Below are 25,282 nucleotides of genomic sequence, written 5' to 3' on the forward strand. Positions count from 1 at the left end.
TTTAATTCGGATCGACCGAAGCCGTCTCCAAGGCCCATTTTCCGGCGCCGATCAGATCGGCCAATTGCGCCAGGTCCTCCATCATGACATCACACAACCCGGCCGTGAGCGGGTCGACAGGCAAGACCGACGGAATCAACACCGAAAACGCGCCGGCCCTGGACGCGGCCTCGATGCCGGCATGAGAATCCTCGACAACCAGGCAGCGGCGGATATCCACATCCAGCAATTCCGCCGCTTTCAGGAAAATCTCGGGCTCAGGCTTGCCCTGCCGAACGTGGTCGCGCGTGACAACCGTCGAAAAGACATCCTCGATGCCGGCAGATTCAAGGCATTGGTAAGCATTGACCTTCGGGCTGTTGGTAGCCAGACAGTAAGGTATTTCAAGTTCGGCAATCAAGGCGATCAGCTGATCAAAACCTTTTTTGGTATTGATGCCATGAGCATTGATATGTCGGCGCCAAAAATCGGCGCTTAAGCGAAAAAATGTGTCCAGATTGAAACCGGCCCCGCAAAAATCCAGCAACCTTTGCTCGACAACATTGGAATGCAGTCCCGACATGGACAGGCAAAACGCTTCCGGAAACTCGTACCCCATGACGCGAGCCGCCTGCTGCCACGCAGCCACATACGTAGTCTCGGTATCCAGCACCAGGCCGTCCATATCGAAAATGATCGCGCTGAAATCGGGTAACCTATGCATTATGGTTCTGAATGACCTTAATATATTCGCCATGCGCCTCGCGGCTGGAACCGACGACTATTCGTTTTGAGCCCTGCTCGACCTGCTCCAGCAAACCGGACACTTCCACCGTTTCCCCGCCTAAAGCCTGGCCTGTGTATGTAGCGGTAAAACTGACGATGGTATCGACATGCTCATGGTCAACCTTGAACTCGGCCGGATAATCAAAAGCGCGCGTCGCATCGGTTACCTTGCATTGCAGCGTGGCCGTTCCGCATTTCTGATAATTGATGGATTCCAGCCTCGTTTCATTGTCGATAAAATTCAAATCAAATTTCCGCCCATTAATAATGGCTTTATTGTATTTTCGCCGCTCATGCCAGACATATTCGCCATAACTCAGCGCGCATGAGCGGCGCTGGTAGGACTGATCCCAATCGCTGTCATCGAGTTCCTGCAAATGCCCTTGACGGATCAGCTCGCAGGTAATTGCCCTGGCTTCATGAAAAACATCCCTTCCGTAAAAGACCAGGTCAATATCGGAATTTTGATTTTGCGCGCCGATCAGCAGCGAACCGGTCACGCCGACCTTTATTAAATCCAGACCCTGTTGCTGAAACAAATGGCACAACTGAAGCAAATCCTGCTCAACTGCATCCAATTCTTTTGCCAGCATGACATGCTGCAATCTCCGCCGGGGCTGATGGTGCCTGGTTATGCGCGTTACCGCCACCGCATGCAAATGCGCATCCAGAACACTGGAATAGTGCAGATAATCGGGATGCCGCTGCTTCAACAAGTCATTCGCTTCGGCAGTATCATATTTTTTCCAGCCCGTGTCTTCCTTTACGTAACGCAAAAAGCACAGCACTTTACCCTGCTCCAGTTCTTGCGCCACTACGGCAAAAATCAGCCCTTCGGCCGTTTCAATAAAATCTTTGGGATAAATCATCGGTTACAATTCTGCGAACTTACACACATTGTCGCTTTATGCTTAATAAAATTTTAAGTATTGTACAGGAGGTAATGTAATGATTCAGCAACTCTTGAAAAGTTCGAATATCTTAGCCTGAATATTTCGCCACGAAATACACCGAATATATGAAAGGCTGTAAATTCAATTGCTTGAACACACTCCTTCATGAATTCCGGGATTTCATGACTATCCAGGCTAAGCTTCAGAGAACGGCTTATTGCTACAAGTGAGGAAAATGCATTTCCAAGTCTGCAGCCAGGCCTTTTTATTCGATTTATCCCCACGGGCGTGGGGAACAGATTCCGCTCACCTGGCGTTTCAGGTGTTTCTACGGTTCATCCCCAAGTGATGGGGAACGATGTCCACGGGAAATCAAGCCATCAAAATGCACCGATTCAATCTCATGGACTAGCTGAGCATTTTAATCAAGTGTGATTAAAGAACAATTAAACCGGCGGTTTATCTTTACTGATGCAAGAAGCAGGCACGGGATAATGGCCAGTTTATTCACCTCATTGGTCATCCCCACGCTCGTGTACGGACTAGTCCAGGCGAAATCTGTGCTGTGGCAAGAACACCCTGATTCCGGCCGGCTCGCCTCGCGGTCGACAGCTAATATCTCAGCGTTAAACAATTACGTGCCTGGAACCCGCTTAGACTTTGTGCCTTTGCGGTTTTTATAATTTAATTCCCAGGTGCTATATGTTATATTTTCATATAACTTAAACAGGAGTCCTATCATGTATACTACCCACCTGCGCAAAGTCGGCGGATCGGTCATGCTGGCCGTGCCGCCAGCGATTCTCGAGCTTTTGCATCTGCATCCTGGCTCTACAGTCGGCGTGGATGTCGAAGGCGGCCGGTTAATAGTCGAGCCGCAAGCACGGCCCCGCTACAGTCTGGATGAACTGCTAGCGCAGTGCGACGCTGCGGCGGAAATTAACGCCGAGGATCAAGCATGGCTCGATGCTAAACCAGTCGGCAACGAGTTACTATAATGGAACGCGGCGATATTTATCTGGTTTCGCTCGATCCGACATCCGGCCACGAACAGCAAGGGACGCGGCCGGTTTTAATCGTGTCGCCGGCGGCATTCAACCATTTAACGAAAACGCCGGTTGTACTGCCGATCACCAGCGGCAGCAACATTGCTCGCACCGCCGGTTTTGCCGTGTCGTTGATGGGTGCAGGAACCCAGACAACCGGAGTTATCCGTTGCGACCAACCTCGCGCACTTGATCTTGGTGCTCGACATGCGCGTAAACTGGAAACGGTTCCGGTATCGATTATGGATGAAGTGCTGGCGAAATTGACGGCGATTTTGGAATAACATATCAGTTTTCACAGAAAACCTCGGCATTCAGACCGGAGATGTAGAATGAAGGAATCAGACAGCTCGATGCCGGACTGAATACTCAATGTGGGCTCTTTTGATCACTGCAATACTGCAGTTTGCACCTGTCATGACCATATCGGTACATCGCCACGCTCATGGGGAACAGGTTTTTGATGTGCGTCTGCGTCGTCATGCTGACGGTTCATCCCCGCGCTCGCGGGGAACAGCATTAAGCTCGCCGATCAGTTCAATGATGACGCGGTTCATCCCCGCGCTCGCGGGGAACAGGCGAGAAACGCGATGAAATTAAGATTGAATACCGGTTCATCCCCGCGCTCGCGGGGAACAGGGATTCATTGGGCTTGTTTCGTTCTTGCCATACGGTTCATCCCCGCGCTCGCGGGGAACAGATTCATTCCTCAACGATTATTTGAATCTGCGGCGGTTCATCCCCGCGCTCGCGGGGAACAGGCCGCCAATAATGCCGTGATGAAACAATTTTTTGGTTCATCCCCGCGCTCGCGGGGAACAGCGCGAAATTGCAAACACATCGCGCACGGTGTACGGTTCATCCCCGCGCTCGCGGGGAACAGTAAAGGCGATATGGAAGTGCAAGTGCTTGGTACGGTTCATCCCCGCGCTCGCGGGGAACAGATGATATCGCTTTTGTATGCAGATCTCTTGGCCGGTTCATCCCCGCGCTCGCGGGGAACAGTATGTAATTGCCAATAACATTATCAAATCGTTCGGTTCATCCCCGCGCTCGCGGGGAACAGTTCGAACCTTTGACGGAAAGCCATGGCGAGGACGGTTCATCCCCGCGCTCGCGGGGAACAGGGTTTCTTCTATGTCGTCATGAATCCCGACTGCGGTTCATCCCCGCGCTCGCGGGGAACAGATGCAGATAGATTATCAATGATAAACGGTTTACGGTTCATCCCCGCGCTCGCGGGGAACAGGTATGGTTATGAAATGTAATTTATATGAGCAACGGTTCATCCCCGCGCTCGCGGGGAACAGTAACCTACGTTATTTCGTGTCAATGATCAGCGCGGTTCATCCCCGCGCTCGCGGGGAACAGCCTACAGCGTCACCGTTAGCTTGTGGCCATACCGGTTCATCCCCGCGCTCGCGGGGAACAGTTCGAACCTTTGACGGAAAGCCATGGCGAGGACGGTTCATCCCCGCGCTCGCGGGGAACAGGCATAGTCTGCGAAATAGCCAACATGCCTTAGCGGTTCATCCCCGCGCTCGCGGGGAACAGTTAATGATCTTTTCGCGGATTTCTGTCAGTTGCGGTTCATCCCCGCGCTCGCGGGGAACAGTTCTTACATCGTTAATGAGAGCCATATTCTTTCGGTTCATCCCCGCGCTCGCGGGGAACAGTTCAATGTCTAATCTAATCGCACAATCTTTTCCGGTTCATCCCCGCGCTCGCGGGGAACAGATTAATGTTAGATATATGTTTAATGGAGACAGACGGTTCATCCCCGCGCTCGCGGGGAACAGTCTTATAAAACATCGGGTTCTGTGGCTGATGACGGTTCATCCCCGCGCTCGCGGGGAACAGGCCGAGGATTCAGGAAAAAATAACAATGACTTCGGTTCATCCCCGCGCTCGCGGGGAACAGTTTCAAACGGTTTAAAAAACCTGTGCCGGATTCGGTTCATCCCCGCGCTCGCGGGGAACAGGTAGAAGAGGGCAGGGAAAAGCTGTCTCGTTTCGGTTCATCCCCGCGCTCGCGGGGAACAGTTTATCCGCTCCTGTGGATAGTAAGAAAGCTCCGGTTCATCCCCGCGCTCGCGGGGAACAGTTTTCTTAATACGGCCATTTATGATGTTTTTACGGTTCATCCCCGCGCTCGCGGGGAACAGTTGGTCTTTTAACGCCTTCCATAGCCAACTGACGGTTCATCCCCGCGCTCGCGGGGAACAGAGATGATCCGTATCAATGACAAACGCTCATTGCGGTTCATCCCCGCGCTCGCGGGGAACAGCGTTGATGAGGCAGAGCCGGTTAGTGATTTAGCGGTTCATCCCCGCGCTCGCGGGGAACAGACGATTTTGATACGGGTTTTATGATTGTATGGCGGTTCATCCCCGCGCTCGCGGGGAACAGTTCTACGGTTCTTTTGGCCGGTATTGAGAATGCGGTTCATCCCCGCGCTCGCGGGGAACAGTGACTCTTTAGCCAAATGCTGCTGCAATTCCGCGGTTCATCCCCGCGCTCGCGGGGAACAGACTTATCTTAACATATTGTTAATAAAGAGAAATAATCCCTTCCAATTTTCCACCAATGAAAAGATGATATTTTATCGTTAAATTGTTAAAGAGCATTTTCATCCTCTTGACCTTCAACAGGATAAAAAGAGACCAGTTTGAGGCCGTCGAACTCGACCGGCAGGCGGCGGTTTTTGCCCAGGGTCATGAAGTCGAAGCCGGATTCGGTATTGGTGCTCCAGACCATGACGGCATTGCCTTCTTCGATGCCTTCCTCAATCTGCGACCAGATCATCTCCCTGACTTTAACCGATAAATCGCCGACATAAACGCCGGCGCGAATTTCAATCAGCCACACGGCCAATCGGCCCCGCAGTCGAGGCGGCACGTTTTCAACTACGATGACCAACATCGCCGATACTCTCAGGATTGGGAATGGCAGGCGCAATCGATTCCTCGGCCGGTTTCGGCAGTTCCAGCTCGCCGGCCGCCAGCACCTCTTCTATGGTGGGAATAATTTTCCGGAGGATTTTGGTTTGCCGAAAAATATCGCGGCACATCAAACGAACCTCGCGCTCGGGGTCGCGATAATTCTTGGCGGCGATTTTGAAGGCATGCGGAATGATATCGTCGAACTTGAACAAATCGGCTATATCGTAAACGAACGACAACGGCTTGCCGGTATGGATGAAGCCGATGGCGGGCGCATAACCGGCGGCCAGCACCGCCGCTTCGCAGATGCCGTACAGGCAGGCCGTCGCCGAACTGACGCAGCGATTGGGCATGTCGCTCATGTCCCACTGGGACGGGTCGTAATTACGCCCTTTCCATTCCACGCCGGCCTGTTTGGCCAGCATTTGATAAATCTTTTTGACGCGGGCGCCCTCTATGCCGCGCAATTGTTCGACGCTGCGCCGTTCCGGCGGCTTTTCGCCGAAACGGATCTCGTACATTTTGCGCACGACTTTCAGGCGCGCCGCATCGTCCAGCGCCAGTTTGGCCTGGTAAAGCAGGCGGTCGGAACGCGCCCCGCCCGGCTGTCCCGCCGCATACAGCCGCACGCCGGCCTCACCCACCCACACCAGCAGCGTCCCTGCCCTGGCGGCCAGAGCGGCGGCATGATGGGAAACCCGCGTGCCGGGCTCCAGCATGATGCAGGCGATGCTGCCGACCGGAATATGCGTGCGGATGCCGGTCTCGTCGATCACGACGAACGCGCCGTCCTTGACGTCGATCTGGCCTTTTTCGATGAAGACCATGGAAACGCGTTCTTTCATGGCGATGGGTTTGAGGGGTGGGAGCATGATAAATACCCGTTTCAATTGTTGTGGCGTGTTACCGCATCAGTATTATTTGCCAATAATTAGCACATGAGCGATAACGCCCACAGGACTTACACAAGCCTGTAGGGGCGACTTCGCCTAAAGCGCCTACTGTTGGCAGTCGCCCATGGATTAAAAGGCGACTGAAGTCGCCCCTACAAGTTTTAAAAACACTTGTTCGATGGTTGAACAGGCAGACTGCGTAAGTCCTGACCCATAAGATTTGCCCGGGAACTTACCATTCAATCATACCCGCCGGATCATGAGCAAACCGCAGCCGAAGGCCTTTGATCGGCCTATGCCGTGAAACAGTGCCTGCTCGAACTTTTCTGTATCGGTGACTCGCAATTGACCGGTAAAATCAACGGAACTGAAACCGGCCTTTTTGCCTTTGCTGTTCAAACTGTGCCAGGCATAAGCGCTGTTTTGCAGTTTGCGCAGCCCATCGCCGCCTGTCACCAGCTCGAATCCCAATCGCTCGCCCTGGGCTTTCAGCCAGTTTTCCAGCACGGTATCAATATGGGCTTTGATGGCCCATTCCAGTTTGCCGGACAAGTTCGAAACTTGCTGCAAACGCTCGGCATAACGCGGATCATTCGCCAACATTTCCGTCAGCCGGCTGTTCAATGCCTCACAGTCGCCAGTAAACAGCATTTTTTTGTAAGCGCTTTTGTTCGGTTTAGCGGGCAGCGCCGGTTCCAGCTGACTGATTTTGATCTGCTCCGCCAAAAACTGTAACTGGGCATCCATGACCACATCATGCTTTTTGCCTTGCCGGCAGACCACCGGATTGACGCGGCAATCGAAGCCGAAACGGTCGCCATTCAGTATTCTCGGCCGATAAGGTTTGCTTTCGACGCTGAATAACGAGTCGGTCTCGGCGACAGGTTCGGATTGCGAAACCAGATAATACACCGGCTCGCCTCGCGCCGTCGGCGCCGGACCGAGCTGTTCGCGGGCGATTTCCTCCCGGAACAGGAACTGCCGTTTCTCTTGCCCCGGAAACAAGGTCCATAGCAACCGGTGAGCGCCGTAACTGTCGTTTTTGAGAATGTCGGCCAGGGTCGACAGCGATTTGCTGCCGGCGCGTATCCGTACTCGGGAAAAATACATCACTCACCTGCCTGATAAAAATAATGTTCCTGACGCGGCACAAACTGCCAGCGCTTGCGCGACAAAGGCTGGTCATGCCGAATTCGGGTTTGCCGGCGCGTCAAATCCGGGCTGTCGGAGAAATCTTCGGGTGCACCTTCCCAGAAATAATGCCGTTCGCCGCTAATTCCCAGCCAATAGCAATCGCGTTCCGACGGTTGTCCGCCACTTCGCTGGCTCGTCGGCAGCAACGATTGATGGCGGTAAGCCTTGAACGCGGCCAGGAAGTTGGCCTGATCGATCAACAGTTGCGGATGCAGCGGCGCGGCCAGTGGACAGGATTTACGGCCCAGATAGAGATGGAATACCGGCTTGAGCAATTTTTCCCTGATCTGGCTCAGGCTGAACGGCGCATCGGGCAGCGCGCGCACCGCAACCAGGGCCAGGGCATCGCCGCGGTATTCGCGGCTGGATAGAATAGCGTTTGGCCTATTGCTTTTTGAAGGGGATTTATCTTGATCTTTATATGCGTTCAATTCATCCCTGCGTGTATATAAGTATCTTAACTGATCTCCCATTGGCGCTTGTGCAGTATGATAATCACGCAGCAACTGGCCGGTACTCAAAACTTCCACTGCCTGCACATAACCTTGTTGTAGGCGGGATTGCATAACTTCATCGTGGCGCTCTATGCCCAAGGCAGCACCGATAAGTCCGAGTATCGCCGATTTGCTCGGATAATTGGCGGTATGCCGACTTTCGCCGACGGCGATTTCTCCCCAACTTGCCATCGGCCCATATAAACGGAATAGCAGAATATCCATGACAGGCTCCGTGATTAACTGACGAAATCGAGCAAACCGGCCATTGTACCTTGTCGCTTTAGAACGTTCAGCTCAAAACGTCTGTCCGCGCAGGTATCGTAAACCTCGTCGAAGCTGTCTTTTTGCTGGATCAGCGCCTTGATTGCATCGCTGATGAAGTCTTCGTTGTCGCGGTGGTTGATCGGTTTCAGATAAGCAACCGACAACGAACGCGGTTGCTGATCACCTTTCTCCGCCAACACATAAGAGGCATAGGCTCGGGAAGCGAAGCTGTTTTGTTTGCCTTCCGGCGCGACTTTTACTGCCGCCTCTGTCAAAGCTCGGATAGCTCGCGCAGCCAATTGCAAATCACCATCCAAATTTTTAATTAATAGTTCGCGGTTAATGCAGACATAGGTATAGAACAAACCTGCGGCAAAACGAGTTTCGCCAATATGAGCTGCACCCATGTCTTCCAGACCGCTATTCAGATCGTCAATGGCGGTAAAATAGTCATCTTCGATAATCACTGGATGAACACTGATCGCATGAGCGACCTGGCAGGCGGCTTCGATATTTTTATGAGGTGAATCGGCCAACATACGTCCCCAGAGAGCAACATCAACCGATTGGGTTTTGTCGCGCAAAACATCCAGCTCAATTTGTGTCGGCGCTCTACCGCACTCAACAAGCAATTGCAGCAGTTTCCTAATAGCCTCTTGTTCTTCCTGAGTAATAAAAGCCAATTGTTCAATTTCGACACCTTCCATTTTATTCAGATCTTCAACACTGAGACTATTAAAGTCAAAACCTTCACAACTTCTTGAGGCCCATCTTTTTCTAAGCTTACTTTCAAATTCTTGTCGCTTCTTTTCGTCAGTTAATATTTTTCTTAACTCGCTATCAGGCAAAACTTTCCTATTCTTCCCAAAAATACTTGCAATCGCTGTTGCCCATTCCACAGCGTTTTCATGCACTTCCCCTTTACGAATAATTGTCTTATAAACCTCTAAACCAAAAAGCTTAGTCCGTTGCCCTTTCGTACCTATTAAGACATCACTAAACATATCAGATGTACGCCAAGCTCTCTTTAAACACTGCGATGAAACCCGCAAGCGGTCATAACCGCCCATTTTTGCTGTCTTGGGACTACCTTGGTCGTCGCGGTTCAGATTAGCCGGCGGATAAGCGGTCAGCATGTGCAATTGGATAAAACGGCTCATGTAAATCTCTCCTTAATCTATATTTTTGGGTAGAGCGGTGAAATAATCGGTTGCCCAGCGGACGGCCAGACGATTAGAAGGATAACGATCAGATTCTTTTTGTTCATGCTCCCAAAACCATTGAATGACATCGTTTGCCAATGAAATAACATTGACGCTTCCATTTAATAAACGGATGGCTCTAATCATGCGCCTGTAAAAATCAGTATGATTCGGGCTTTTAAGTAATTGTTGAAAACGCAACTCACTCATTGGAGCCCTATCCTTACCCGTACCGGCTAACTGCTTAGCAAAACTTGATATTTCGTTATTTTGTTTAACGTGAGAAAGTAATCCTGCTATTGAGGCAATAACATAAAATCGCTGTTTTTCCGAAAATTGCCATTTGTTTTCCATCAACTCTTTTGGAAACATTTCAGGCATGAAGTTTAAAAAGTGAAAAAATGCATCAGTTAATAAAATATCTTCCGGGTCCTCTGCACGGCGTAAACGAGCGCGGACAGCACGATTATGATCCAATGAATCATACCAATCTTTAAGAGCACTCTGCTCCGAGCTATTTAAAAAATCATGCTTCACGAGCTTTCTCCTGTTTTTTATTAAATTCATTAATATCTCTAATGAGACCTTTTTTATTTGGATATAAAGCATTCGTTAAGTAATTTTTTGCATCTATTAACCGCCTCATATCTGTTTCTTCGATAGTCTCAGTCAATGCATATTTATCAAAATATCTAAGACAATATGTTTGAATCTGTTTTAACCAAGAACTATAAATATGAAGGGGTTTACCTGAAGATTGTCCATAACTAATTAACTCACTAACAATCAGAGGAAATACAGACTCAAGTTGGCTCCAATAATCTTTATCAATGCTTTTATATGCACTTAAATGCCCAGCTTTATTAATACTGTTCTTAATATGATTCCATGATTGTTTGCCGTTACTATCAATTTGCGGTCTAAACCAAGCTCTAATAAGAACATAAATTAGTTCATCAAGCAGTTGATAAGCTATTTGCAGAATTTCAGAAACGTGACTTTTTAGGGCATCCGTATCACTAGCAGGCAAATCAAAGGTAGGCATTAACGATTCATACCAGCACCGGACGTTAGCGTTTGTTGCATCGTAGCCAAAACACCAAAGCTTAGTATTAACATTTATATTGAATTTTTTATCGTAAAAATGCTTCACATTTAAGGCGCGCCCCCAACGCATTTTCTTATTTTCTTCGTCCGAATATTCATCATAATTGAGAGAAATCCATTGCCTGAATCCTTCTCCGATTACGCTACCATCGACAGGTTTTGGAAATTGATCCTTTGTCGCTCTTGTATATGGGGTTAATGGGTGTAACCAACCATTCGTATAATAAACTCCATCATGCACCCTCTGGTAAAAGTAAACTCCTTTATCAATTTTTTCTCCTGTTAAGTCACATATACCGTCAACGGTTTCTATTTTTAATTTTATGCGGCGAGGAATTGGCCAGTAGTGTTGTAACGGGTTTGCATCAGATGGAGATGTGGGTTCTTTATTTGGACTAATCCTTGTTTTTGCAAGCCATGGAAATATATCCGACGGCTTATTTTTTCCCAAATCCCCAGGTATTAAATCAATATCTTCAGCGGTAATAATATTTAGCCATAGTTTTTTCCATAATAAACTTTGAGCAGTTTGATCCGGTAATATCAAGGTTGTTAATGGCGCATTACCCCGCAAACCAACTCGATGCTGCCCCCAAGCCAACACACCTGTAATTTGCATATTAAATAATCCAATGGCTGCCCAATAAGGTGAAATAACTGTTATTTCACCTGACTTGACAAATAAATCTTTATTGCCTTTTCTGGTATTGTCACTTAAAGCACCGCCAATTAAATCTTCAATTGGCAACCATTCAGCCTTTTCAAAGGCCTCTTGGTGATTCTTAGTATCTGGATGTTCCTGCATAAAAGCTGGACCACCTGAATTTTCCAATTCAAATACAAACGCTACTTTGCCAAAACATTCCTTCAATTCTTCCGCATCAGGCATTTGCCGCCAGTAATCCAGCCACTGATCTTCATCCTCCGGTGCAAAACTGGTCTGCAACAGGCCGATCAGGAACTGGTACAGAGCGCCCTGAAAATCCGGTCTCGGTGCATTGATTTCCATTACCGGATTGTCGGCTTCGGCGATTTGCCAGGGCGCGACAATATCCGCTTGCCCGTTTTGTCGAATAACCGGTATCCACCGGTCGGTTATCAGGTTCATGCATTCCCCCCTGTGTCGGTTTGCCAACCGTTTTCGGCGCTGTAGTAATGCCGGGTTTCCACAGTTAATGGAAAAACTTCAGTCCAGCGCAGCGCTTTTTGTTCTGCTTTTAAGTCTTCTATTTTTTGTCTGAGGTCCGCCGGTATTTGCTGGGCAGCCTTCTTCCATTCGCGTTCCGGCAGCTTGACCGTGCTCATGGCCCAGGCATAGCGCTCAACGTCGGCATAGGGTTTAAGTATGCCGTCTTCAAACACAGCCAGCGCAACCGAAACGGTTTCCTCTTCGGTGAGGCGTGTAGGGATTTTGGTTTCCTCGTCCCACTCGCCACTTCCCCAAGTATACCCTTTGTTGAGTTTGAGTACGTTAAGATCAGCCATGCTTTTTTGCACCATGGCTTTGCCCTCGGCATCCAACGAAGCGTCTTGCAGCGCCTCAGGTATTTGATCCTGCGCTTCCGCCGAGTAGACGCCTTCGATCAATGCCCGGGCATCGGTCGGCATAGTGAACTGTCCGCATTCCAGTAAACGCGCCGTCAGCCAGAGTTGGCCGAGATGCGGATACACCGCCTGAGTACCGGCATGATCCGGTTTTAGCCAGCCGGCATCAGCCGCTTCGTTAGGCTCCGGCGAATACAGATAAAAAATCGGCGCTCCGCGGCGATCTTCGGCGTCGCTTTCTCTGATGCGATTGCCTTGCGCATCGCGAATATGCCGCCGCAAGCGGCCGGCGCGCTGGATCAGCAAATCAATCGGCGCCAGATCGCTGATCACGACATCGAAATCCAGATCCAGCGATTGTTCGACCACTTGCGTGGCAATCAGAATCTGGCCTTTTCTATGCGCATGCGCCGAACTGTCCCCGAATATTTCCAGAGTGCGGTTTTCTATGGCCTGCCGGTCCATCATCGCAAAACGGCTGTGAAACAGACTCAAGCGATCAGTAGGCATGCCGCTGTCCAATAGATTCTGATAAGACTGCCGGGCGGCTTTGACGGTATTGCGTATCCAGCAAGCGCACTGCCCTTCGTCAGCGACCTGATGAATTTTGGCGATGACTTCATCCTCGCTGCTCAGGCGCTGAATTTTGACGGTCCGTTTGACTTCCGTGCGCGTATCGATAGCCTGTTCGACGGTTTCCGCCGGCGTATGCGTCGCCAGCGGATAGGCTGCCGGATTGTTCAGACTTGTCGACTGCTGCTCAAGTCCACGGTGAAATGCCGTGACCAAGGTTTCGCGCATGCTTTGCGGCAGGGTCGCCGACAACAAAATCACACTGCCGCCCTGTCTGGCATGCGCCTCCAGCAATGCCGCCAGCAGTTTTTGCATATAGCTGTCGTAGGCGTGAACTTCGTCAATCAGCAGGACCTTGCGTCCCAGGCCCAGCAATCGTAATGATTGGTGCCGCGCCGGCAATACCGCCAGCAAAGCCTGATCGAGCGTACCGACGCCGACATCGGCCAGCAGCGCTTTTTTGCGACTGTCCGCCAGCCAGGCGTTGCAGTAAGCGGTCGCGCTCAGTTCCTGGTCGTCTTCGATGGCGCCGGTCAAGTAGTCGCTGTCCAGTTGCGCTTGTTGAGCCAGAACCACCGAATCCTGAAATTCCTGCGATAGCTCGCGCGCGCCATGCGCCAATACTAACGATGGCTGGTCGTCTGCCTTGTAAAACTTGCGGTAGACATTGCGCAATCTTCGATACATGGCGTTGGCTGTCGCCATGGTCGGCAGGGCGACATACAGGCCGTCCGCCAAACCTTGCGCCATCAAACGTTGAGTCAAAATCAAAGCCGCTTCGGTTTTGCCGGCGCCGGTAACATCTTCCAAGATAAACAGTTGCGGCTGATTGCCGAGCCGTTCATTAATGGCATATTGTTGTAATGGTGTGGGCTGGGTAATGAATGGAAACAACGAATCGATAGTCTCAAATGCACTGACTGCCGGCGTTTTCGGCAAAGCGCCAATCGCTCTGCCGGCATTTATCAAGGCTGTTTCCCGCCAATAGGCCATCAAATCTTTGGGTTTGTCACAATAGCCAAAGTGATCCTGATTCGAACCCAGCCAGTCTGCCAACACAGCAATTCCAGCCAGTTGCCATGAAACCGGTTTTAGCTTTTTGGTCAGGGCTCTGCCGGATAAAGGCTGGAAATCAAAATCGCTCAAGAATAGCTTTATAACTTCTTGCACGAAGCTGAACGTCGCTTGCTCATCTTCTGCTTCAAAAAAGTTCTGTACTCGTAATGCTTTTTTGGGCGGCATGCCATGATGACCGGTGACTATTTCCAGCCACGGTTCCAAGCGTGCGGTTTCTAAAGCTTTCGCGTCTTTACCCGGCAACGAATCTGCCCATTTAGCTTGCAACACGTCAAGCCAAAGGCAAAAACCCAAAGAGTCGTGCCGCTCCGAATATGTCATTCTTGGGTTGGCTTTTACCAGTTCATCCGACAAATCCTGTCTTTGGGCTTGAAAAGCCCTGGCAAATTTGCCCAGGTCGTGCAAAGCCAGACAGAAAGCAAACCAGGTTCGCAGCCATTCCGGCTCGACCTGCAATTGTGCTGCCAATTGATCAGCCATAGGCTTACCGGGAGACATCAACTGCCAACCGACCGCCGCCACATCCAGACAATGATACGGCAACAAATGATAAGCCGGCCCGATTTCCTTGTCCGATTTTGCCTTGCCCCAATACCTGTAAAACGCTTTCGACATTTCCTGCCCCCTCTTGTGATTTATCTGAATTCCATTATCCATGCCTACCGAGTCATTCCGTGGCGCTGTTCTTTTAATTATTTACTGATGTACGCACGAATCGATCTATGTTCCGTTTTAGTAGCGCTTCAGGAAGATGGATCTGCCGTGTAGGTGGAAATTATTTTTGAAAAACCGCCTGACAATGATCGGCTTGAGTCGGACGCTCAATAAAAAACAGGCCTCTGCCGCAAGATTATTGCCGAGCCGCCCAAGCAGAGGCTGATGAAAAAATTATTGCAATTTATCCAAGGTGATGCAAAATTGCCGGTTTTTTTTACCGGATGGGGAACAGACTCATGCAGAAAAATACCGGCATCCGCCGCAGTTTAGCTATCGCCAGTTTACCTTTACTCCTGATCGGTTGCGCCTCCGATCAAGCGCCGCCACCCTCGCCGATCCTTTCCGGCGACCAGATGATGCGCGAAAGCCAGGGCATGGCGCAATTAGGCAGCCGCTGGCAACAAGGCAAGCAACTGGTCGAACAAGGCCAGAATCTGCAGGCCGAAGGTCAGGCAAAAATTAATGAAGGGCGACGGATGGTTGATGAAGGCGAAAAAATCATGCGCGAAAGCGAGGAAGGCTACCAAAACATCAAAAAATAACAGCCATGCCGAAAACATTTTTTCGGCATACGTCAATTCATTCTTATCGCATTAAGGCCTAAGCGTTGATCGCCTAGCTAAATTCGAGAGCTGCCGCCAGAAGTAAAGTACTTGGGGCAGCTCCCCATCACTTTAAATTTGCCGCTTTTAAGCGCTGGCCCAACTTATAGCTCACCGCCCAAAGCATCAACCCCGGACACGACATCAAGCAGTTCATCAATGATCCGGTTCTGGCGCTGCCGGGCGTTTTTCTCGGCTACCTGCATCGATGTCGGGCGACAGAAAGGCTTTCATGTTCAGCCGCCCTCCCGGAACCCCGGATACAGCGTCATGCCGCCGTCAACGTACAGCGTGGTGCCGATCACATAATCGGAAGCGTCAGAGGCCAGCCAGACCGCGGCATGGCCGATATCCATCGGCTCGCCTATGCGCTCATACGGAATCAGTTTAAGCAGTTCCCGCTCCGCTTCGGACGTCTCCCAGGCCGAGCGGTTGATCGGCGTACGGATCGCCCCCGGCGAAATGGCGTTGACCCGGATTCTCTGATGGGCGACTTCCTGCGCCAGGCTTTTCATGAACATGAGCACCGCGCCTTTTGAGGCGGCATAATTGACATGCCCGGCCCATGGAATAATATCGTGCACCGAAGACATGCAGATGATTTTGCCCATAGCGCTGGATAGCTCGGGAATCAGGCCGCGCCGCAAAAATTCCTTGACCGCTTCGCGCGCGCAGAGAAACTGGCCGGTCAGATTGACGGCCAGTACCTTGTCCCATTGAGCCAGCGTCATCTCGGTAAAAGCCGAGTCGAGCTGAATGCCGGCATTGGCGATCAAAATATCGAGGCTGCCCCAGCGTTTGATCGCGAGCTCAAACATCAGCTTAACCTCTTCTTCACGGCTTACGTCGGCCTGCACGGCAAAAGCCTCACCGCCGCCGGCCTGAATCTCGTCGACCAGTTTCTGCGCGTCTTCGGCATCGGACAGGTAATTGATCGCTACGCGCGCGCCCGCTTCGGCCAGCGCGCGGGCGACAGCCGCACCGATGCCGGAGCTGCCGCCGGTGACCAAGGCGCGTTGCCCTTTCAGTGTCTTTTCGATGATTAAAGGCATGTTCAGCTCCTGTTTCGGTTGATGAAGGAGTGATGCGGAAAATCTACGGCAAGCCCGCGCCCGGTATGGCTACCTCGGCAACTTCTATGCGCCCTGATTTCATGACCACGGCCTGATACGGATCATCCGTTTCGGCGGTGGTCACGAACAGGGTTCGCCGATCCGGCCCGCCAAGCATGCAGGCATAAGGGATTCCTACCGGGCGGATAAGGGATAAAACGTCGCCGCCCTGGCTGACCCGGATCACCGAACGCGTTCCGGGACTGGCGACCCATAGCGCGCCTTCGCTGTCGAGGCAGATGCCGTCCGGCGTCGCATCTCCCAGACTTGCCCAAAGATGGGGCGAATGCAATAAGCCGTCATCGCCGATCAAAAAGGCGGTCAGGCGGGAGGCAAAGGTTTCCGCCACGATAAGCGTGGTGCCGTCCGGGGTGATGACGCTGCCGTTCGGAAACACCAGCCCTTCCGCCGTTATCCGGCATTGGCCGTCGGGATCAATGGCAATAAGGTGGGTTTCAACCGGCGGCGCGCCGCCATGCAGGTCGTAACCGAAATTGCCGACATAAGCCCGGCCGTCGGCCGCAACGATCATGTCATTGCAATGGAACGGGGCCAGATCGGACAAATCGGCATGCAGGACCAGCCCATGGTCGATTATGCGATAAACCGCCCGCTCGGTCATGGCAACTACCAGCGGCGTTCCGTCAGGCAGCCAGCCCAGGCCGCCCGGCAAGTCATCCATTTCGAGCCGGCATTCTGAACGTCCGTCCGGCGTGACGGTCATGATGCGTCTGGCGTGCTGGTCGGCAAACCATAGCCGATCCTTTCTCCAGCGCGGCGATTCGGGAAAGACAAGGCCTGTTACAAGTACTTCGGTATCATCCGTCATAAATACTCCTGGCTTTTGACCAATTCTTCGCATTTTTGACAAGAATTATGTTTTTTAATTACAACTTAACATATAAGCCGTGCATGGGGCTGGGCTGGAACTTTAGCGGAAACCCGGCACGGGTTTCTCTACATCTTACGGGAGATCAAACGATCCATTATTAAATCTACGATGGCGGCCACGGGTTGATCGATGTCAACCACCCATTCATCATCAGGCAGCTCCAGCGTATCCAGTTGGCTAGCCAGCAGATCCGGTCCCATGAAATGATTATGCCGTTGCGTTATGCGCTTGCGCAGGGTTTCATAATTTCCTGTAAGAAATACAAAATGCACCCGCTCCGGATCCAGGCGCAGCCTCGCGCGGTAGCTTTCCTTCAATGCCGAACAGGTCAAAATGGCCTTCTCCCCTTTTGCCAGGCAAGTTTTGATTTCATCTCGCAGACGAAGCAGCCAGGGCAACCTGTCGGCATCATTTAACGGTTCGCCTCGCTGCATCTTTGCGACATTCGCAGCAGGATGAAAACCATCGCCTTCAATGAAAAGCCAATTCAAACGCTCGGCCAATGCTTTACCCACAGTCGTCTTGCCGGCACCGGAAACGCCGGCGATGATGAGCACATAACCTCGGGAATCGGCTAGAGGAGGTTTTCCGGCATCAAATTGGTTCTTCATTTTGCTCCTGCTTCATCGGTTCTGTAAGGAGCTTTAGCCATCTTTTTCCGAAACAGGCGCTAAAGTCTCTCAGATATTTTCTCTCACCCAACCGGCCCCTTTTCAAGAGACTTGTTAATGCGCCGGGTCATTGCCAACCTCACGCCGAGAAGCCCTGCCAGGCACAACAGCACAGACTGCCAACCCAATCGGATAACGGCGTAAAAACCGGCTGCGACCAGTATATTGCGCAGAATAAAACTGCTCAGCATCCATAACGCCTGACGTTTCACCTTAGGCAAACGGCTCACCGTGATCCAGAGCCCGCCAAAATAAACAAGCCCCAGCACGATGCCCCAGAGCATGATGCCGATACCCGGATAAATGCTTTCATTCATTGTCGATCTCCCTGGCGATCCAGCGCCAAGCATTCATGTGGTCCAAAGCAATGCCGGCCGCGATCGGAACAGCCTAACCCGAACATATCCAGATCAAACCGGATGTTGTGGCGCCTATTGCGGCGCACATCTGTGCAGCAATGAAATCGGTATGGCGCAGATCCTGGCTGAATGGGCCGCTCTCGGCTTCGGCAAGGATTTTCCGGGTCGGCCGGCCGATAAGCATAGGGCTGGGCGCCAGCAGTTTCAGTCTCATGTTTTAACCTCGTCAATCGTGCATATCATATATAACGCCCGCTCATTGGTCTGGGCAAATTCATCGGCCAGGATGCGCTCACGGCCGGCCCTCGGTTGACCGTAGCGAGGCCGTCTTCGCCCAGCGCCTCCAGATTCAGCATGCTAATGATATCCTATAACTCATCGTATTCGGCCAGCACCCGTCGCGCTCCAACGGCGCCAGCCAGTAGAACTTTCGGCTGAATTGCACATCGGCAGATTTTCATGCGGCGCCTAAGCTATAAACGACATTTAAATTCTGCTTGGCGCCTTAATGAGCAGTTTGTTCTCGACCGATTCCACATCAGGATGCCGGCGCGCTATTTCCACGGCCCTGTCCATCGCCTGCTGTGAGTTCACAATACCGCTGAGCATAACCGCGCCGGCGGTTGTCGTGACATTGATATTGGATAAGGCAAGCAACGGATCGTTAAGAAGGTCATTCTTGATGCGATTGGAGATGGCCGCGTCATTGATGTGTGCCCCGGCTTTTTCGGTTTGCTCATCTAGCGGTCTTTGAGGTTCTTGCACGGTTTCACCCGCTTTTGAAGCCGTCTGGTCGATCTGCCTGTCCGTCCTTTCTGCGCGCCCGAACCCGTCCTGGGCGCAGCCAGCCAATCCGTTGGCTATTGACAATATGACAAGAACCCTCTCCGACAGACTAATTCTTTTATGTGTATTTTTCGTTTTCATGGCCTAGCCCTCCTGGTCCTCTGGTCATGTAAAACCTCGTCCATTTCCCCCCGCAGTAATCCCATGATCAGGATTACTGCTTATGCCAATCTTTATCCGATGCCTAGATCGCCCCTAACAGGAGCAGAATCAAGAAAACGACCAGTACCAGCCCGAGTATGCTGCTGGGCCCATAACCCCAGCCTCGACTATAAGGCCAAATGGGAACCGCGCCCAAAAGAATCAAGACCAAGATGATCAATAATATAGTGCTAGTTGCCATAGCAGTTCTCCTTTAAAACGTGAACGTCACTCCGAAGGCTGGGCCTCGGTTTGGAAATCTACATAATGCTACCGATGCATCAGTCCCAGGACGCCAACGACAATTAAATATATAGCTACGAAATAATTTAAAAACCTGGGCACAATCAATATCAATATGCCTATTATCAGTGCCAGGACAGGTTCAATATTCATGGCAGTCATGAGAGCCTCCTTGTTGAATCAAGCGTTTCAGATCCAGCGCATGCATTTCCATCATAAAAAAATCAAAATCAGTCTCGCCTGTGGGCAAATTGCATGACATTATTTTTTACTTCTGGCTATCGCACAGGAACCATGCTTGAGAGCAGTGTAGCGTCATGAAAGAATGGCGTCTGTACAATACCGCACATAGTCGTTATTAAAGAATTGAAATTTTACAGATCGGTTATTTATTTCGGGTTTGGCAGATGCAAGCTGATTACGCGGTTTGCCTGTTCAACGACCGAAACAAGTGGTTTTAAAACCTGTAATGGCGGCTTCGCCTAGAGCGCCTACTGTCGGTGGGCTAAGTCATCCCCACGGCTGCAAGTCCTGGTTGAGATGGGTTTAAAAAGTATCGCCGGCGCGACGGTTGTTTGAGTTCAGCTTTAGGGTCGAATTCACTTGTGCCCATGGGTATTCGACCCGAAACGCTGCTATTTTTAAAAAGATAGTTAAGTGCGAATCCCCTATAGGCCCAAGTGAATTCGCACCTGAACATTACTATTTAGGCGCCAAAGTCCGCTGCAAGTTGAATGAAGAACCTGTCGCCAACGCGGCTGGCAGGACGCTCGTCTGTTGTCATCAATATCATTCTCTCTTGGTGCCACTGCCGCCTGGGATGGCGTCTCTCATCATATTGTCGCCGCCAGGGCCAGTGGTATCTCTGTTGATATTTTCACTGTCAGGGGCGGGATTTCTGTTCATTTCTTCGGTACTTGGGCTAGTGCCTTCGCCTGTCCGATCGCTGCCGGGACGTTTCACACCTTGCTCCATCCTCCTGCTGCCCCGTTCCAGCGTATTGCTGCCTTGACCTCGTACTCTATCGTCCGTATAGCCTGGCGCCGGCTTGGTGCCTCTGCCCGAACCTTGGCTTTCAGTGCCTTGACTTTCAGCTGCATGCGGAGGATTGCCCATATAGATCAGGCTGGCGCCGAAAAGCAAAAGCAGCCAGAGTTTTTTTGCGGGAAATTCAACCTTATTGATGCTGGGCACTGATTTTGCAACTACTGTATTCGATACTTTTTCTACAGATTTCATGACAGGCTCCTCTATGGAAAATATTGAAAGCTTTCAATGTGAATTAAAAACAGTGTTTTATGCAGCATTGCTGAGCGACTTTTGTTTAGCCTCTGTAAAAATCCCTTGATTGAAGAAGGTTTATGATGGTTCTCGCCTTTAACTGTCAAGACGGCTGTTCTTATCGGGATTCGGATGAATGGGCATCCTGGTAAAAACGCAGGATGTGTTTACCAGGATGCGTTTAAAAATAAAGATGAGTAAAGAACCTGCTGAAGCCGGTGAACGCTAGGAAATTTCTGCCAATTAGCTCATCCGATGCACAGGATTTTTCATGTTCCGTTTGTGCGCGACAGATCCATCGCTGAACTTATTCAAGCAAGCCGGAACCATATGCCATGCAATTTAGAATCAGTGCATTGACATGCCGACCATTTGTTTGCAGCTGTCAGCGCATTCCCGGCAGGTAGATGCGCATTCCTCCATATCTCCGACGCTGTCGCACTCCATAGCGCAAGCCTCGCAGATTTCGGCACAGACTTCGCAGGTGCGATTGGAGAAACGGGAACTGCTGAGCATGAATTTGGCCGACATTTCACAGATTTGGGCACAGTCCATCATCACGCGGAAATGCTCAGGTGCGACGTGCTTACCGCCCATTTCCAGACAATCGTTCATCGCGGTTTCCCAACAAACCTCGGCGCAACGATTACAGCTATCTATACATGACTTCATGGATTGGTGAGAGGGGGTTGAAACTGTTCTTTGTCCAGGCTGAATAGAAGACATAGTAGGGATTCTCCAAAATTTGGTTAGAAAAACAAACGCAGCCTGAAAAGGCGCGCTACTTTTTATAGAAAACCAGGCTTCGTTATATGCACTCAGTCTAAAACCTGAAAGATAATTTAATCAGATCACCAATCACAGTCAGTGCGTTGCCGTACATAAAACACTTTTTGCGATAAGCAAAACGAATTTTTCGATAAGTTTTTGGTGCGTCTTGCGCGGCCGCGCTCCACTAATCCGTTAGTTCTTTACACAGACTGAAAACCCGCCATGCTGCTTTGGACAAGGCCCGATATTGAAACAGGGCCTTGCCATTTCCCGGAACAGAAACTAAGGCATTGGACCGCGCTGTGTCCGCTCCCTGCCCTGGCCCTTGGACATCGATGCGCCAATCATGCCCATATCCATCTGGAGTTCCTGCTTGCGCTGGCCGAGCCGTTGCCCCAGCGCAGCCAGATCGATCGAGGCTTTCTGGAGCAATGGGAACATCTTGCCTTCTTCTTCCCTGATGTGGTGTTCGACCATTTCTTTCAGAACCGTGACTTTAGCATCGTAGTACTCTTCCTCGGGAGCCATCAGTACCAATTGTTCGATCTGCTCCCTGGTTCCTTTATGCTCGACAACGGCTTCATCCATGATGTCCAATTGACCAATCGCCTCAATAGTGGCCGGATAGAAGATTTCCTCCTCGATCTTTGCATGAATTGTCAGCTCCACGCATATCTCCTGCACGATATCCAGCTTCTCATCCTCGGCATCCTCAGCTGTTTTGAGCTTTTCGAATTCCTCGAACAGCATTTTCACTTTATTGTGATCCTGAGTGAGCAGCGCAATGGCGTCCTGTCCACTGCCAGGTGATTGCCTCTCTGTCTGATTCATAATATTTGCCTCTTAATAAGAACGAAAAGCGAGTCGCGCATTCCGTCACAGGATTTTCAGGTTGGCCACTTGATGATTAAAGCTCTTCACGAACCTCTGCATCAGGGATCGGTGTTCCGACGATACCGCCCAAGGCGCCCGCTATGGCGCTCAACAGGATCACGATGAAACCCCATAAGGCCGACCATGATACCGCTCTGGCGGTGCTGTCAGCCGCTTCCCGAGCTTCTTGTGCGGATTGCTGATAGGTCCTGTCCCATCTGTTTACCCGATTTGCCGCTTCATCCATGCTCATGCCCGTGCGTTCTACTAACAGATTGATTAACGCCGTGCGGTTGGTTTCCTTGGCGCCAGTATTGTCAGCTGTCAAAAAGCGTTCCAGCGTCAGATTGAACTCCGAATCCATTACCCGAGTGCTACCTGCCCGAGGAGAGAGCACCAATCTTGCGTCTTCTTTGATATCGTTCCATGGCGCGACAGTGGACGCGGTCTCCGCCATCACACGAGAGCCTGAACTGAGTACGGTGCCGGCGCCGCTCACTACCGAGCTGATGGCGCTGCCCAACAAATAAATGGTAATCAGTGTAGTCAGCGCCCAGACCAGCAGGCCATGCAGCAGACCGTCAAGGTGACGCAGATAGCCAGAGAATTGGGCTGCAACCCAACCGCCGATAACCAGCGAAATAAAGCTAGAGACAACCCACCATAAACCGGCGCCGATACTGAATGCGCTCGCGCTCGGCGTGCCTCCTACCCGTAACGGATCGATCGTGCTCATGCCGATGCCGGTGCCCAACATGCTCAACAGCACCTGAACGCCCAGCGCGACAGCGACGCCGGCAAATACCGACGCCCAGGACACGTGTTTTATCCATCGGGTCCGCCCTGGCCTGCGAGGTGATATGCCGGATCTTACATGCGTTTCTTCATAAGGTACATTACTCATAACCATGTCCTCCAAAACCAATTAATTGAAACCGATGAGCATCTATTCTGGCTATAGCCAATTACGCAATGCCCAATAGCTGCTCGGTTCATATCGTGTTCGGTCTATATCAGATCCATATCAATAGAAGCTCAAATATTACTCAAAAAATAGCGGTTCTGTCGGTACGCTGACGTACATAAAATGACTAATAACTATGGCTGATGGCTTGTTTTGCCTTATTTATTTTTATGTGCGAAAGCGTACCGATTATTTTTAGTTTTGCGGGTATCTTTTTACATCAAGATACTGGAGAGACTGCTCCAGTTATATTGAATCTGATTATTATTGAGGAGATTGACATGAGTTATTTAGATCGTGATCCTTATGGCATGTATACGAAATATAGAGATGTGAATGAAGGCCCTGGCCCACGGCTCATGGGTGCAGATACGCTGCTTGGCAACGACGTCTACAACAGCAAGGGTGAAGATTTGGGCGATATCAAGGAAATCATGCTGGATATGGCATCAGGCAGAGTAGCATACGCTGTGCTGTCTTTCGGCGGCGTCTTGGGAATTGGCGATAAGCTGTTCGCAGTCCCTTGGGATGCATTAAAACTGGATACGAAAAATAAACGTTTCACAATGGATGTCGACAAGGAACGCCTGGAAATGGCGCCAGGATTCGATAAGGACCACTGGCCCGACATGGCCGATGAAACCTGGTCAAAAGAAGTCCACTCATTTTATGGAACAAAACCGTATACGACTGAGTCTATACAGCAACCGTATTCAACTGGAACGGGATCTGCGCATCCAGGCGAATCCGGGTCTACACGCCACTAGCAGTTCCATACCGCGCTGCTTTGGCAGCGCGGTTCTTATCTCGGTCATCCGAGGATATTTTCTTTAAAATAAAAACAACAGGAAGGATATCTATTATGAACATGAAATTAACTACTTTGTTGGCAGGTGCCATTCTGTGTTTAGGCTCTTTGGGCGCCTACGCAGCGGAAAATCACATTAAGGAAGCGCTCAAGCATGCCGAGGCTGCGGCTAAGGCCTCCGATGCAAAGACTGCCGCCCAACATGCCGAGCAATCTAAAACTCATGCGAAGACTGCCGATGAACATCTCGACGCAGGCATAAAAAGTCTGGAAAGCGTCATAGAACACGGCAAGATGGGCCATGACGATATGGCCAAAAAAGCCGCTGAAGAAGCGGTTACACATCTTAAAGCCGCTCAATAAAACCATTTTGGTTAGAACAGAACAGCGGCAGAAATTAGATTATTGTTGTTCTTAAGAAATTTCAGGAGTGTGGTCAACCATTAATTCTTGGGGTGCCTCCTACCACCTATCACGCAGTTAATCCTTAGCGTGAATACGGCCTCGGTTTTTGTCCCGAGGTTTTTTTTGTCCGTTATTATTTATGCGTTTGGCTATTTTTAATGCCAATGCCCCTAACAGCATTCGTTAGCCTGATTTCTTAATGATCTGATGTTACGCACGGATCGGTCTCTGTTTTAGTTTTACTGCGAACACGCCCCGAAGCTTGAATCTCGGGGCGAACCCAATGGTAAGCGCTCCAGGAGCATTCGGGCCTGCCCGCAGGGTCGGATTCACTTGTGCCCTTGGGTATTCGCACTACCTAAGCCGGTGCACCGTCGTTTGCCCCGGCCGAATACCCAAGGGCACAAGTGAATCCGACCCTGCAACGGCGTAACATCAGTTAAAGATTTATAATGGAGAGATAAAACAAGGTTACTTCAAACAATAGTTCGGACACTTTTATGCGGCAATCGTCCCGTAGTCACTGAATTCGTCAAATAGTTGGGCTATTTTTTCGCAATCTCTGCTCAGGCCTAACTTGTCGAAAAGTCGTAACAGCA

General features: G+C 50.7%; 27 protein-coding genes and 1 CRISPR repeat array. Of the genes, 5 read left to right on the forward strand and 22 right to left on the reverse strand.

The window, feature by feature from the left end; genetic code table 11:
• Position 1 precedes the first annotated feature (1 nt).
• A complete protein-coding gene (locus tag V2P20_RS20130; RefSeq protein ID WP_331821547.1) occupies positions 2 to 703 on the reverse strand; it encodes an HAD family phosphatase in 702 nt (233 codons plus the stop codon).
• Positions 696 to 1,634, reverse strand: coding sequence for a nucleotidyltransferase domain-containing protein (locus tag V2P20_RS20135; protein ID WP_331821548.1), 939 nt, complete (start codon positions 1,632 to 1,634; stop codon positions 696 to 698). Before V2P20_RS20135 ends, V2P20_RS20130 begins: the two co-directional genes overlap by 8 nt.
• Before the next feature lie 764 nt (positions 1,635 to 2,398).
• Between V2P20_RS20135 and V2P20_RS20140 the strand changes: the two genes are divergently transcribed.
• Positions 2,399 to 2,656, forward strand: coding sequence for an AbrB/MazE/SpoVT family DNA-binding domain-containing protein (locus V2P20_RS20140; RefSeq protein WP_331821550.1), 258 nt, complete (start codon positions 2,399 to 2,401; stop codon positions 2,654 to 2,656).
• The gene (locus tag V2P20_RS20145) at positions 2,656 to 2,988 is read left to right on the forward strand and encodes a type II toxin-antitoxin system PemK/MazF family toxin (protein ID WP_331821552.1); all 333 of its coding nucleotides are present in this window, start codon (positions 2,656 to 2,658) and stop codon (positions 2,986 to 2,988) included. The genes V2P20_RS20140 and V2P20_RS20145 overlap by 1 nt, the downstream gene beginning before the upstream one ends.
• A 143-nt stretch (positions 2,989 to 3,131) precedes the next feature.
• A CRISPR array of direct repeats spans positions 3,132 to 5,235; the repeat unit is 29 nt; unit sequence CGGTTCATCCCCGCGCTCGCGGGGAACAG.
• Between the two features lie 85 nt (positions 5,236 to 5,320).
• On the opposite strand, the gene cas2e is transcribed toward V2P20_RS20145, so the two are convergent.
• From cas2e to cas3, 8 genes are all read right to left on the reverse strand, one after another.
• The gene (gene cas2e / locus V2P20_RS20150) at positions 5,321 to 5,626 is read right to left on the reverse strand and encodes a type I-E CRISPR-associated endoribonuclease Cas2e (RefSeq protein WP_331821554.1); all 306 of its coding nucleotides are present in this window, start codon (positions 5,624 to 5,626) and stop codon (positions 5,321 to 5,323) included.
• Positions 5,607 to 6,518 carry a type I-E CRISPR-associated endonuclease Cas1e gene (gene cas1e, locus V2P20_RS20155; RefSeq protein ID WP_331821556.1) on the reverse strand — a complete coding sequence of 304 codons (912 nt, stop codon included), beginning with the start codon at positions 6,516 to 6,518 and terminating at the stop codon, positions 5,607 to 5,609. The genes cas2e and cas1e overlap by 20 nt, the downstream gene beginning before the upstream one ends.
• Before the next feature lie 264 nt (positions 6,519 to 6,782).
• Positions 6,783 to 7,649 (reverse strand): type I-E CRISPR-associated protein Cas6/Cse3/CasE, encoded by an 867-nt coding sequence (gene cas6e / locus V2P20_RS20160; RefSeq protein WP_331821557.1) that lies wholly within the window; start codon positions 7,647 to 7,649, stop codon positions 6,783 to 6,785.
• A complete protein-coding gene (gene cas5e / locus V2P20_RS20165) occupies positions 7,649 to 8,452 on the reverse strand; it encodes a type I-E CRISPR-associated protein Cas5/CasD (protein ID WP_331821559.1) in 804 nt (267 codons plus the stop codon). Before cas5e ends, cas6e begins: the two co-directional genes overlap by 1 nt.
• A gap of 14 nt (positions 8,453 to 8,466) precedes the next feature.
• Positions 8,467 to 9,654: a type I-E CRISPR-associated protein Cas7/Cse4/CasC gene (gene cas7e, locus V2P20_RS20170; protein ID WP_331821561.1), complete on the reverse strand. Its 1,188-nt coding sequence runs from the start codon at positions 9,652 to 9,654 to the stop codon at positions 8,467 to 8,469.
• 12 nt (positions 9,655 to 9,666) lie between these two features.
• Complete coding sequence (gene casB, locus V2P20_RS20175) at positions 9,667 to 10,233, reverse strand: type I-E CRISPR-associated protein Cse2/CasB (protein ID WP_331821563.1); 567 nt, start codon at positions 10,231 to 10,233, stop codon at positions 9,667 to 9,669.
• Positions 10,223 to 11,911 (reverse strand): type I-E CRISPR-associated protein Cse1/CasA, encoded by a 1,689-nt coding sequence (gene casA / locus V2P20_RS20180; protein WP_331821565.1) that lies wholly within the window; start codon positions 11,909 to 11,911, stop codon positions 10,223 to 10,225. Before casA ends, casB begins: the two co-directional genes overlap by 11 nt.
• On the reverse strand, positions 11,908 to 14,613 hold the full coding sequence (gene cas3, locus V2P20_RS20185) for a CRISPR-associated helicase Cas3' (RefSeq protein WP_331821567.1): 2,706 nt from the start codon (positions 14,611 to 14,613) through the stop codon (positions 11,908 to 11,910). The genes casA and cas3 overlap by 4 nt, the downstream gene beginning before the upstream one ends.
• A gap of 338 nt (positions 14,614 to 14,951) precedes the next feature.
• On the opposite strand from cas3, the gene V2P20_RS20190 reads away from it, so the two are divergent.
• Positions 14,952 to 15,257, forward strand: a complete 306-nt coding sequence (locus V2P20_RS20190) for a hypothetical protein (protein ID WP_331821569.1) — start codon at positions 14,952 to 14,954, stop codon at positions 15,255 to 15,257.
• Between the two features lie 296 nt (positions 15,258 to 15,553).
• Here the strand turns inward: V2P20_RS20190 and V2P20_RS20195 are convergent, their stop codons facing one another.
• From V2P20_RS20195 to V2P20_RS20250, 12 genes are all read right to left on the reverse strand, one after another.
• Positions 15,554 to 16,369 (reverse strand): SDR family oxidoreductase, encoded by an 816-nt coding sequence (locus V2P20_RS20195; RefSeq protein WP_331821571.1) that lies wholly within the window; start codon positions 16,367 to 16,369, stop codon positions 15,554 to 15,556.
• A 43-nt stretch (positions 16,370 to 16,412) separates the two neighbouring features.
• The gene (locus V2P20_RS20200) at positions 16,413 to 17,258 is read right to left on the reverse strand and encodes an SMP-30/gluconolactonase/LRE family protein (protein WP_331821572.1); all 846 of its coding nucleotides are present in this window, start codon (positions 17,256 to 17,258) and stop codon (positions 16,413 to 16,415) included.
• A gap of 128 nt (positions 17,259 to 17,386) precedes the next feature.
• Positions 17,387 to 17,932 carry a gluconokinase, GntK/IdnK-type gene (locus V2P20_RS20205; RefSeq protein WP_331821574.1) on the reverse strand — a complete coding sequence of 182 codons (546 nt, stop codon included), beginning with the start codon at positions 17,930 to 17,932 and terminating at the stop codon, positions 17,387 to 17,389.
• An 83-nt stretch (positions 17,933 to 18,015) separates the two neighbouring features.
• Complete coding sequence (locus tag V2P20_RS20210; RefSeq protein WP_331821576.1) at positions 18,016 to 18,309, reverse strand: ATP synthase subunit I; 294 nt, start codon at positions 18,307 to 18,309, stop codon at positions 18,016 to 18,018.
• A gap of 73 nt (positions 18,310 to 18,382) precedes the next feature.
• Positions 18,383 to 18,565: a hypothetical protein gene (locus V2P20_RS20215; RefSeq protein ID WP_331821578.1), complete on the reverse strand. Its 183-nt coding sequence runs from the start codon at positions 18,563 to 18,565 to the stop codon at positions 18,383 to 18,385.
• Positions 18,566 to 18,837: 272 nt separating this feature from the next.
• Entirely contained in the window at positions 18,838 to 19,278 is a 441-nt protein-coding gene (locus V2P20_RS20220; RefSeq protein WP_331821580.1) for a BON domain-containing protein, read from the reverse strand.
• 103 nt (positions 19,279 to 19,381) lie between these two features.
• Positions 19,382 to 19,540, reverse strand: coding sequence for a DUF3309 family protein (locus V2P20_RS20225; RefSeq protein ID WP_331821582.1), 159 nt, complete (start codon positions 19,538 to 19,540; stop codon positions 19,382 to 19,384).
• A gap of 68 nt (positions 19,541 to 19,608) precedes the next feature.
• Entirely contained in the window at positions 19,609 to 19,734 is a 126-nt protein-coding gene (locus tag V2P20_RS20230) for a DUF3096 domain-containing protein (protein ID WP_268120802.1), read from the reverse strand.
• 636 nt (positions 19,735 to 20,370) lie between these two features.
• Positions 20,371 to 20,820 carry a hypothetical protein gene (locus V2P20_RS20235; RefSeq protein WP_331821584.1) on the reverse strand — a complete coding sequence of 150 codons (450 nt, stop codon included), beginning with the start codon at positions 20,818 to 20,820 and terminating at the stop codon, positions 20,371 to 20,373.
• Positions 20,821 to 21,210: 390 nt separating this feature from the next.
• The gene (locus tag V2P20_RS20240) at positions 21,211 to 21,477 is read right to left on the reverse strand and encodes a four-helix bundle copper-binding protein (RefSeq protein WP_331821586.1); all 267 of its coding nucleotides are present in this window, start codon (positions 21,475 to 21,477) and stop codon (positions 21,211 to 21,213) included.
• A gap of 438 nt (positions 21,478 to 21,915) precedes the next feature.
• Positions 21,916 to 22,464, reverse strand: coding sequence for a hemerythrin domain-containing protein (locus V2P20_RS20245; protein WP_331821588.1), 549 nt, complete (start codon positions 22,462 to 22,464; stop codon positions 21,916 to 21,918).
• A gap of 76 nt (positions 22,465 to 22,540) precedes the next feature.
• The gene (locus V2P20_RS20250) at positions 22,541 to 23,410 is read right to left on the reverse strand and encodes a hypothetical protein (RefSeq protein ID WP_331821589.1); all 870 of its coding nucleotides are present in this window, start codon (positions 23,408 to 23,410) and stop codon (positions 22,541 to 22,543) included.
• 341 nt (positions 23,411 to 23,751) lie between these two features.
• On the opposite strand from V2P20_RS20250, the gene V2P20_RS20255 reads away from it, so the two are divergent.
• Entirely contained in the window at positions 23,752 to 24,237 is a 486-nt protein-coding gene (locus V2P20_RS20255) for a PRC-barrel domain-containing protein (protein WP_331821591.1), read from the forward strand.
• Between the two features lie 95 nt (positions 24,238 to 24,332).
• Complete coding sequence (gene smbP, locus V2P20_RS20260; protein WP_331821593.1) at positions 24,333 to 24,641, forward strand: small metal-binding protein SmbP; 309 nt, start codon at positions 24,333 to 24,335, stop codon at positions 24,639 to 24,641.
• Positions 24,642 to 25,282: the final 641 nt, after the last annotated feature.

The organism is Methylobacter sp. Wu1 (assembly GCF_036553575.1).
Lineage (GTDB): Bacteria > Pseudomonadota > Gammaproteobacteria > Methylococcales > Methylomonadaceae > Methylobacter.

What these genes read in the sequence shown, in the direction of transcription:
- V2P20_RS20130 (WP_331821547.1), bottom strand. Translation starts at nt 703, where the DNA reads ATGCATAGGTTACCCGATTTCAGCGCGATCATTTTCGATATGGACGGC.
- V2P20_RS20135 (WP_331821548.1), bottom strand. Translation starts at nt 1,634, where the DNA reads ATGATTTATCCCAAAGATTTTATTGAAACGGCCGAAGGGCTGATTTTT.
- V2P20_RS20140 (WP_331821550.1), top strand. Translation starts at nt 2,399, where the DNA reads ATGTATACTACCCACCTGCGCAAAGTCGGCGGATCGGTCATGCTGGCC.
- V2P20_RS20145 (WP_331821552.1), top strand. Translation starts at nt 2,656, where the DNA reads ATGGAACGCGGCGATATTTATCTGGTTTCGCTCGATCCGACATCCGGC.
- cas2e (WP_331821554.1), bottom strand. Translation starts at nt 5,626, where the DNA reads ATGTTGGTCATCGTAGTTGAAAACGTGCCGCCTCGACTGCGGGGCCGA.
- cas1e (WP_331821556.1), bottom strand. Translation starts at nt 6,518, where the DNA reads ATGCTCCCACCCCTCAAACCCATCGCCATGAAAGAACGCGTTTCCATG.
- cas6e (WP_331821557.1), bottom strand. Translation starts at nt 7,649, where the DNA reads ATGTATTTTTCCCGAGTACGGATACGCGCCGGCAGCAAATCGCTGTCG.
- cas5e (WP_331821559.1), bottom strand. Translation starts at nt 8,452, where the DNA reads ATGGATATTCTGCTATTCCGTTTATATGGGCCGATGGCAAGTTGGGGA.
- cas7e (WP_331821561.1), bottom strand. Translation starts at nt 9,654, where the DNA reads ATGAGCCGTTTTATCCAATTGCACATGCTGACCGCTTATCCGCCGGCT.
- casA (WP_331821565.1), bottom strand. Translation starts at nt 11,911, where the DNA reads ATGAACCTGATAACCGACCGGTGGATACCGGTTATTCGACAAAACGGG.
- cas3 (WP_331821567.1), bottom strand. Translation starts at nt 14,613, where the DNA reads ATGTCGAAAGCGTTTTACAGGTATTGGGGCAAGGCAAAATCGGACAAG.
- V2P20_RS20190 (WP_331821569.1), top strand. Translation starts at nt 14,952, where the DNA reads ATGCAGAAAAATACCGGCATCCGCCGCAGTTTAGCTATCGCCAGTTTA.
- V2P20_RS20195 (WP_331821571.1), bottom strand. Translation starts at nt 16,369, where the DNA reads ATGCCTTTAATCATCGAAAAGACACTGAAAGGGCAACGCGCCTTGGTC.
- V2P20_RS20200 (WP_331821572.1), bottom strand. Translation starts at nt 17,258, where the DNA reads ATGACGGATGATACCGAAGTACTTGTAACAGGCCTTGTCTTTCCCGAA.
- V2P20_RS20205 (WP_331821574.1), bottom strand. Translation starts at nt 17,932, where the DNA reads ATGAAGAACCAATTTGATGCCGGAAAACCTCCTCTAGCCGATTCCCGA.
- V2P20_RS20210 (WP_331821576.1), bottom strand. Translation starts at nt 18,309, where the DNA reads ATGAATGAAAGCATTTATCCGGGTATCGGCATCATGCTCTGGGGCATC.
- V2P20_RS20215 (WP_331821578.1), bottom strand. Translation starts at nt 18,565, where the DNA reads ATGAGACTGAAACTGCTGGCGCCCAGCCCTATGCTTATCGGCCGGCCG.
- V2P20_RS20220 (WP_331821580.1), bottom strand. Translation starts at nt 19,278, where the DNA reads ATGAAAACGAAAAATACACATAAAAGAATTAGTCTGTCGGAGAGGGTT.
- V2P20_RS20225 (WP_331821582.1), bottom strand. Translation starts at nt 19,540, where the DNA reads ATGGCAACTAGCACTATATTATTGATCATCTTGGTCTTGATTCTTTTG.
- V2P20_RS20230 (WP_268120802.1), bottom strand. Translation starts at nt 19,734, where the DNA reads ATGAATATTGAACCTGTCCTGGCACTGATAATAGGCATATTGATATTG.
- V2P20_RS20235 (WP_331821584.1), bottom strand. Translation starts at nt 20,820, where the DNA reads ATGAAATCTGTAGAAAAAGTATCGAATACAGTAGTTGCAAAATCAGTG.
- V2P20_RS20240 (WP_331821586.1), bottom strand. Translation starts at nt 21,477, where the DNA reads ATGAACGATTGTCTGGAAATGGGCGGTAAGCACGTCGCACCTGAGCAT.
- V2P20_RS20245 (WP_331821588.1), bottom strand. Translation starts at nt 22,464, where the DNA reads ATGAATCAGACAGAGAGGCAATCACCTGGCAGTGGACAGGACGCCATT.
- V2P20_RS20250 (WP_331821589.1), bottom strand. Translation starts at nt 23,410, where the DNA reads ATGAGTAATGTACCTTATGAAGAAACGCATGTAAGATCCGGCATATCA.
- V2P20_RS20255 (WP_331821591.1), top strand. Translation starts at nt 23,752, where the DNA reads ATGAGTTATTTAGATCGTGATCCTTATGGCATGTATACGAAATATAGA.
- smbP (WP_331821593.1), top strand. Translation starts at nt 24,333, where the DNA reads ATGAACATGAAATTAACTACTTTGTTGGCAGGTGCCATTCTGTGTTTA.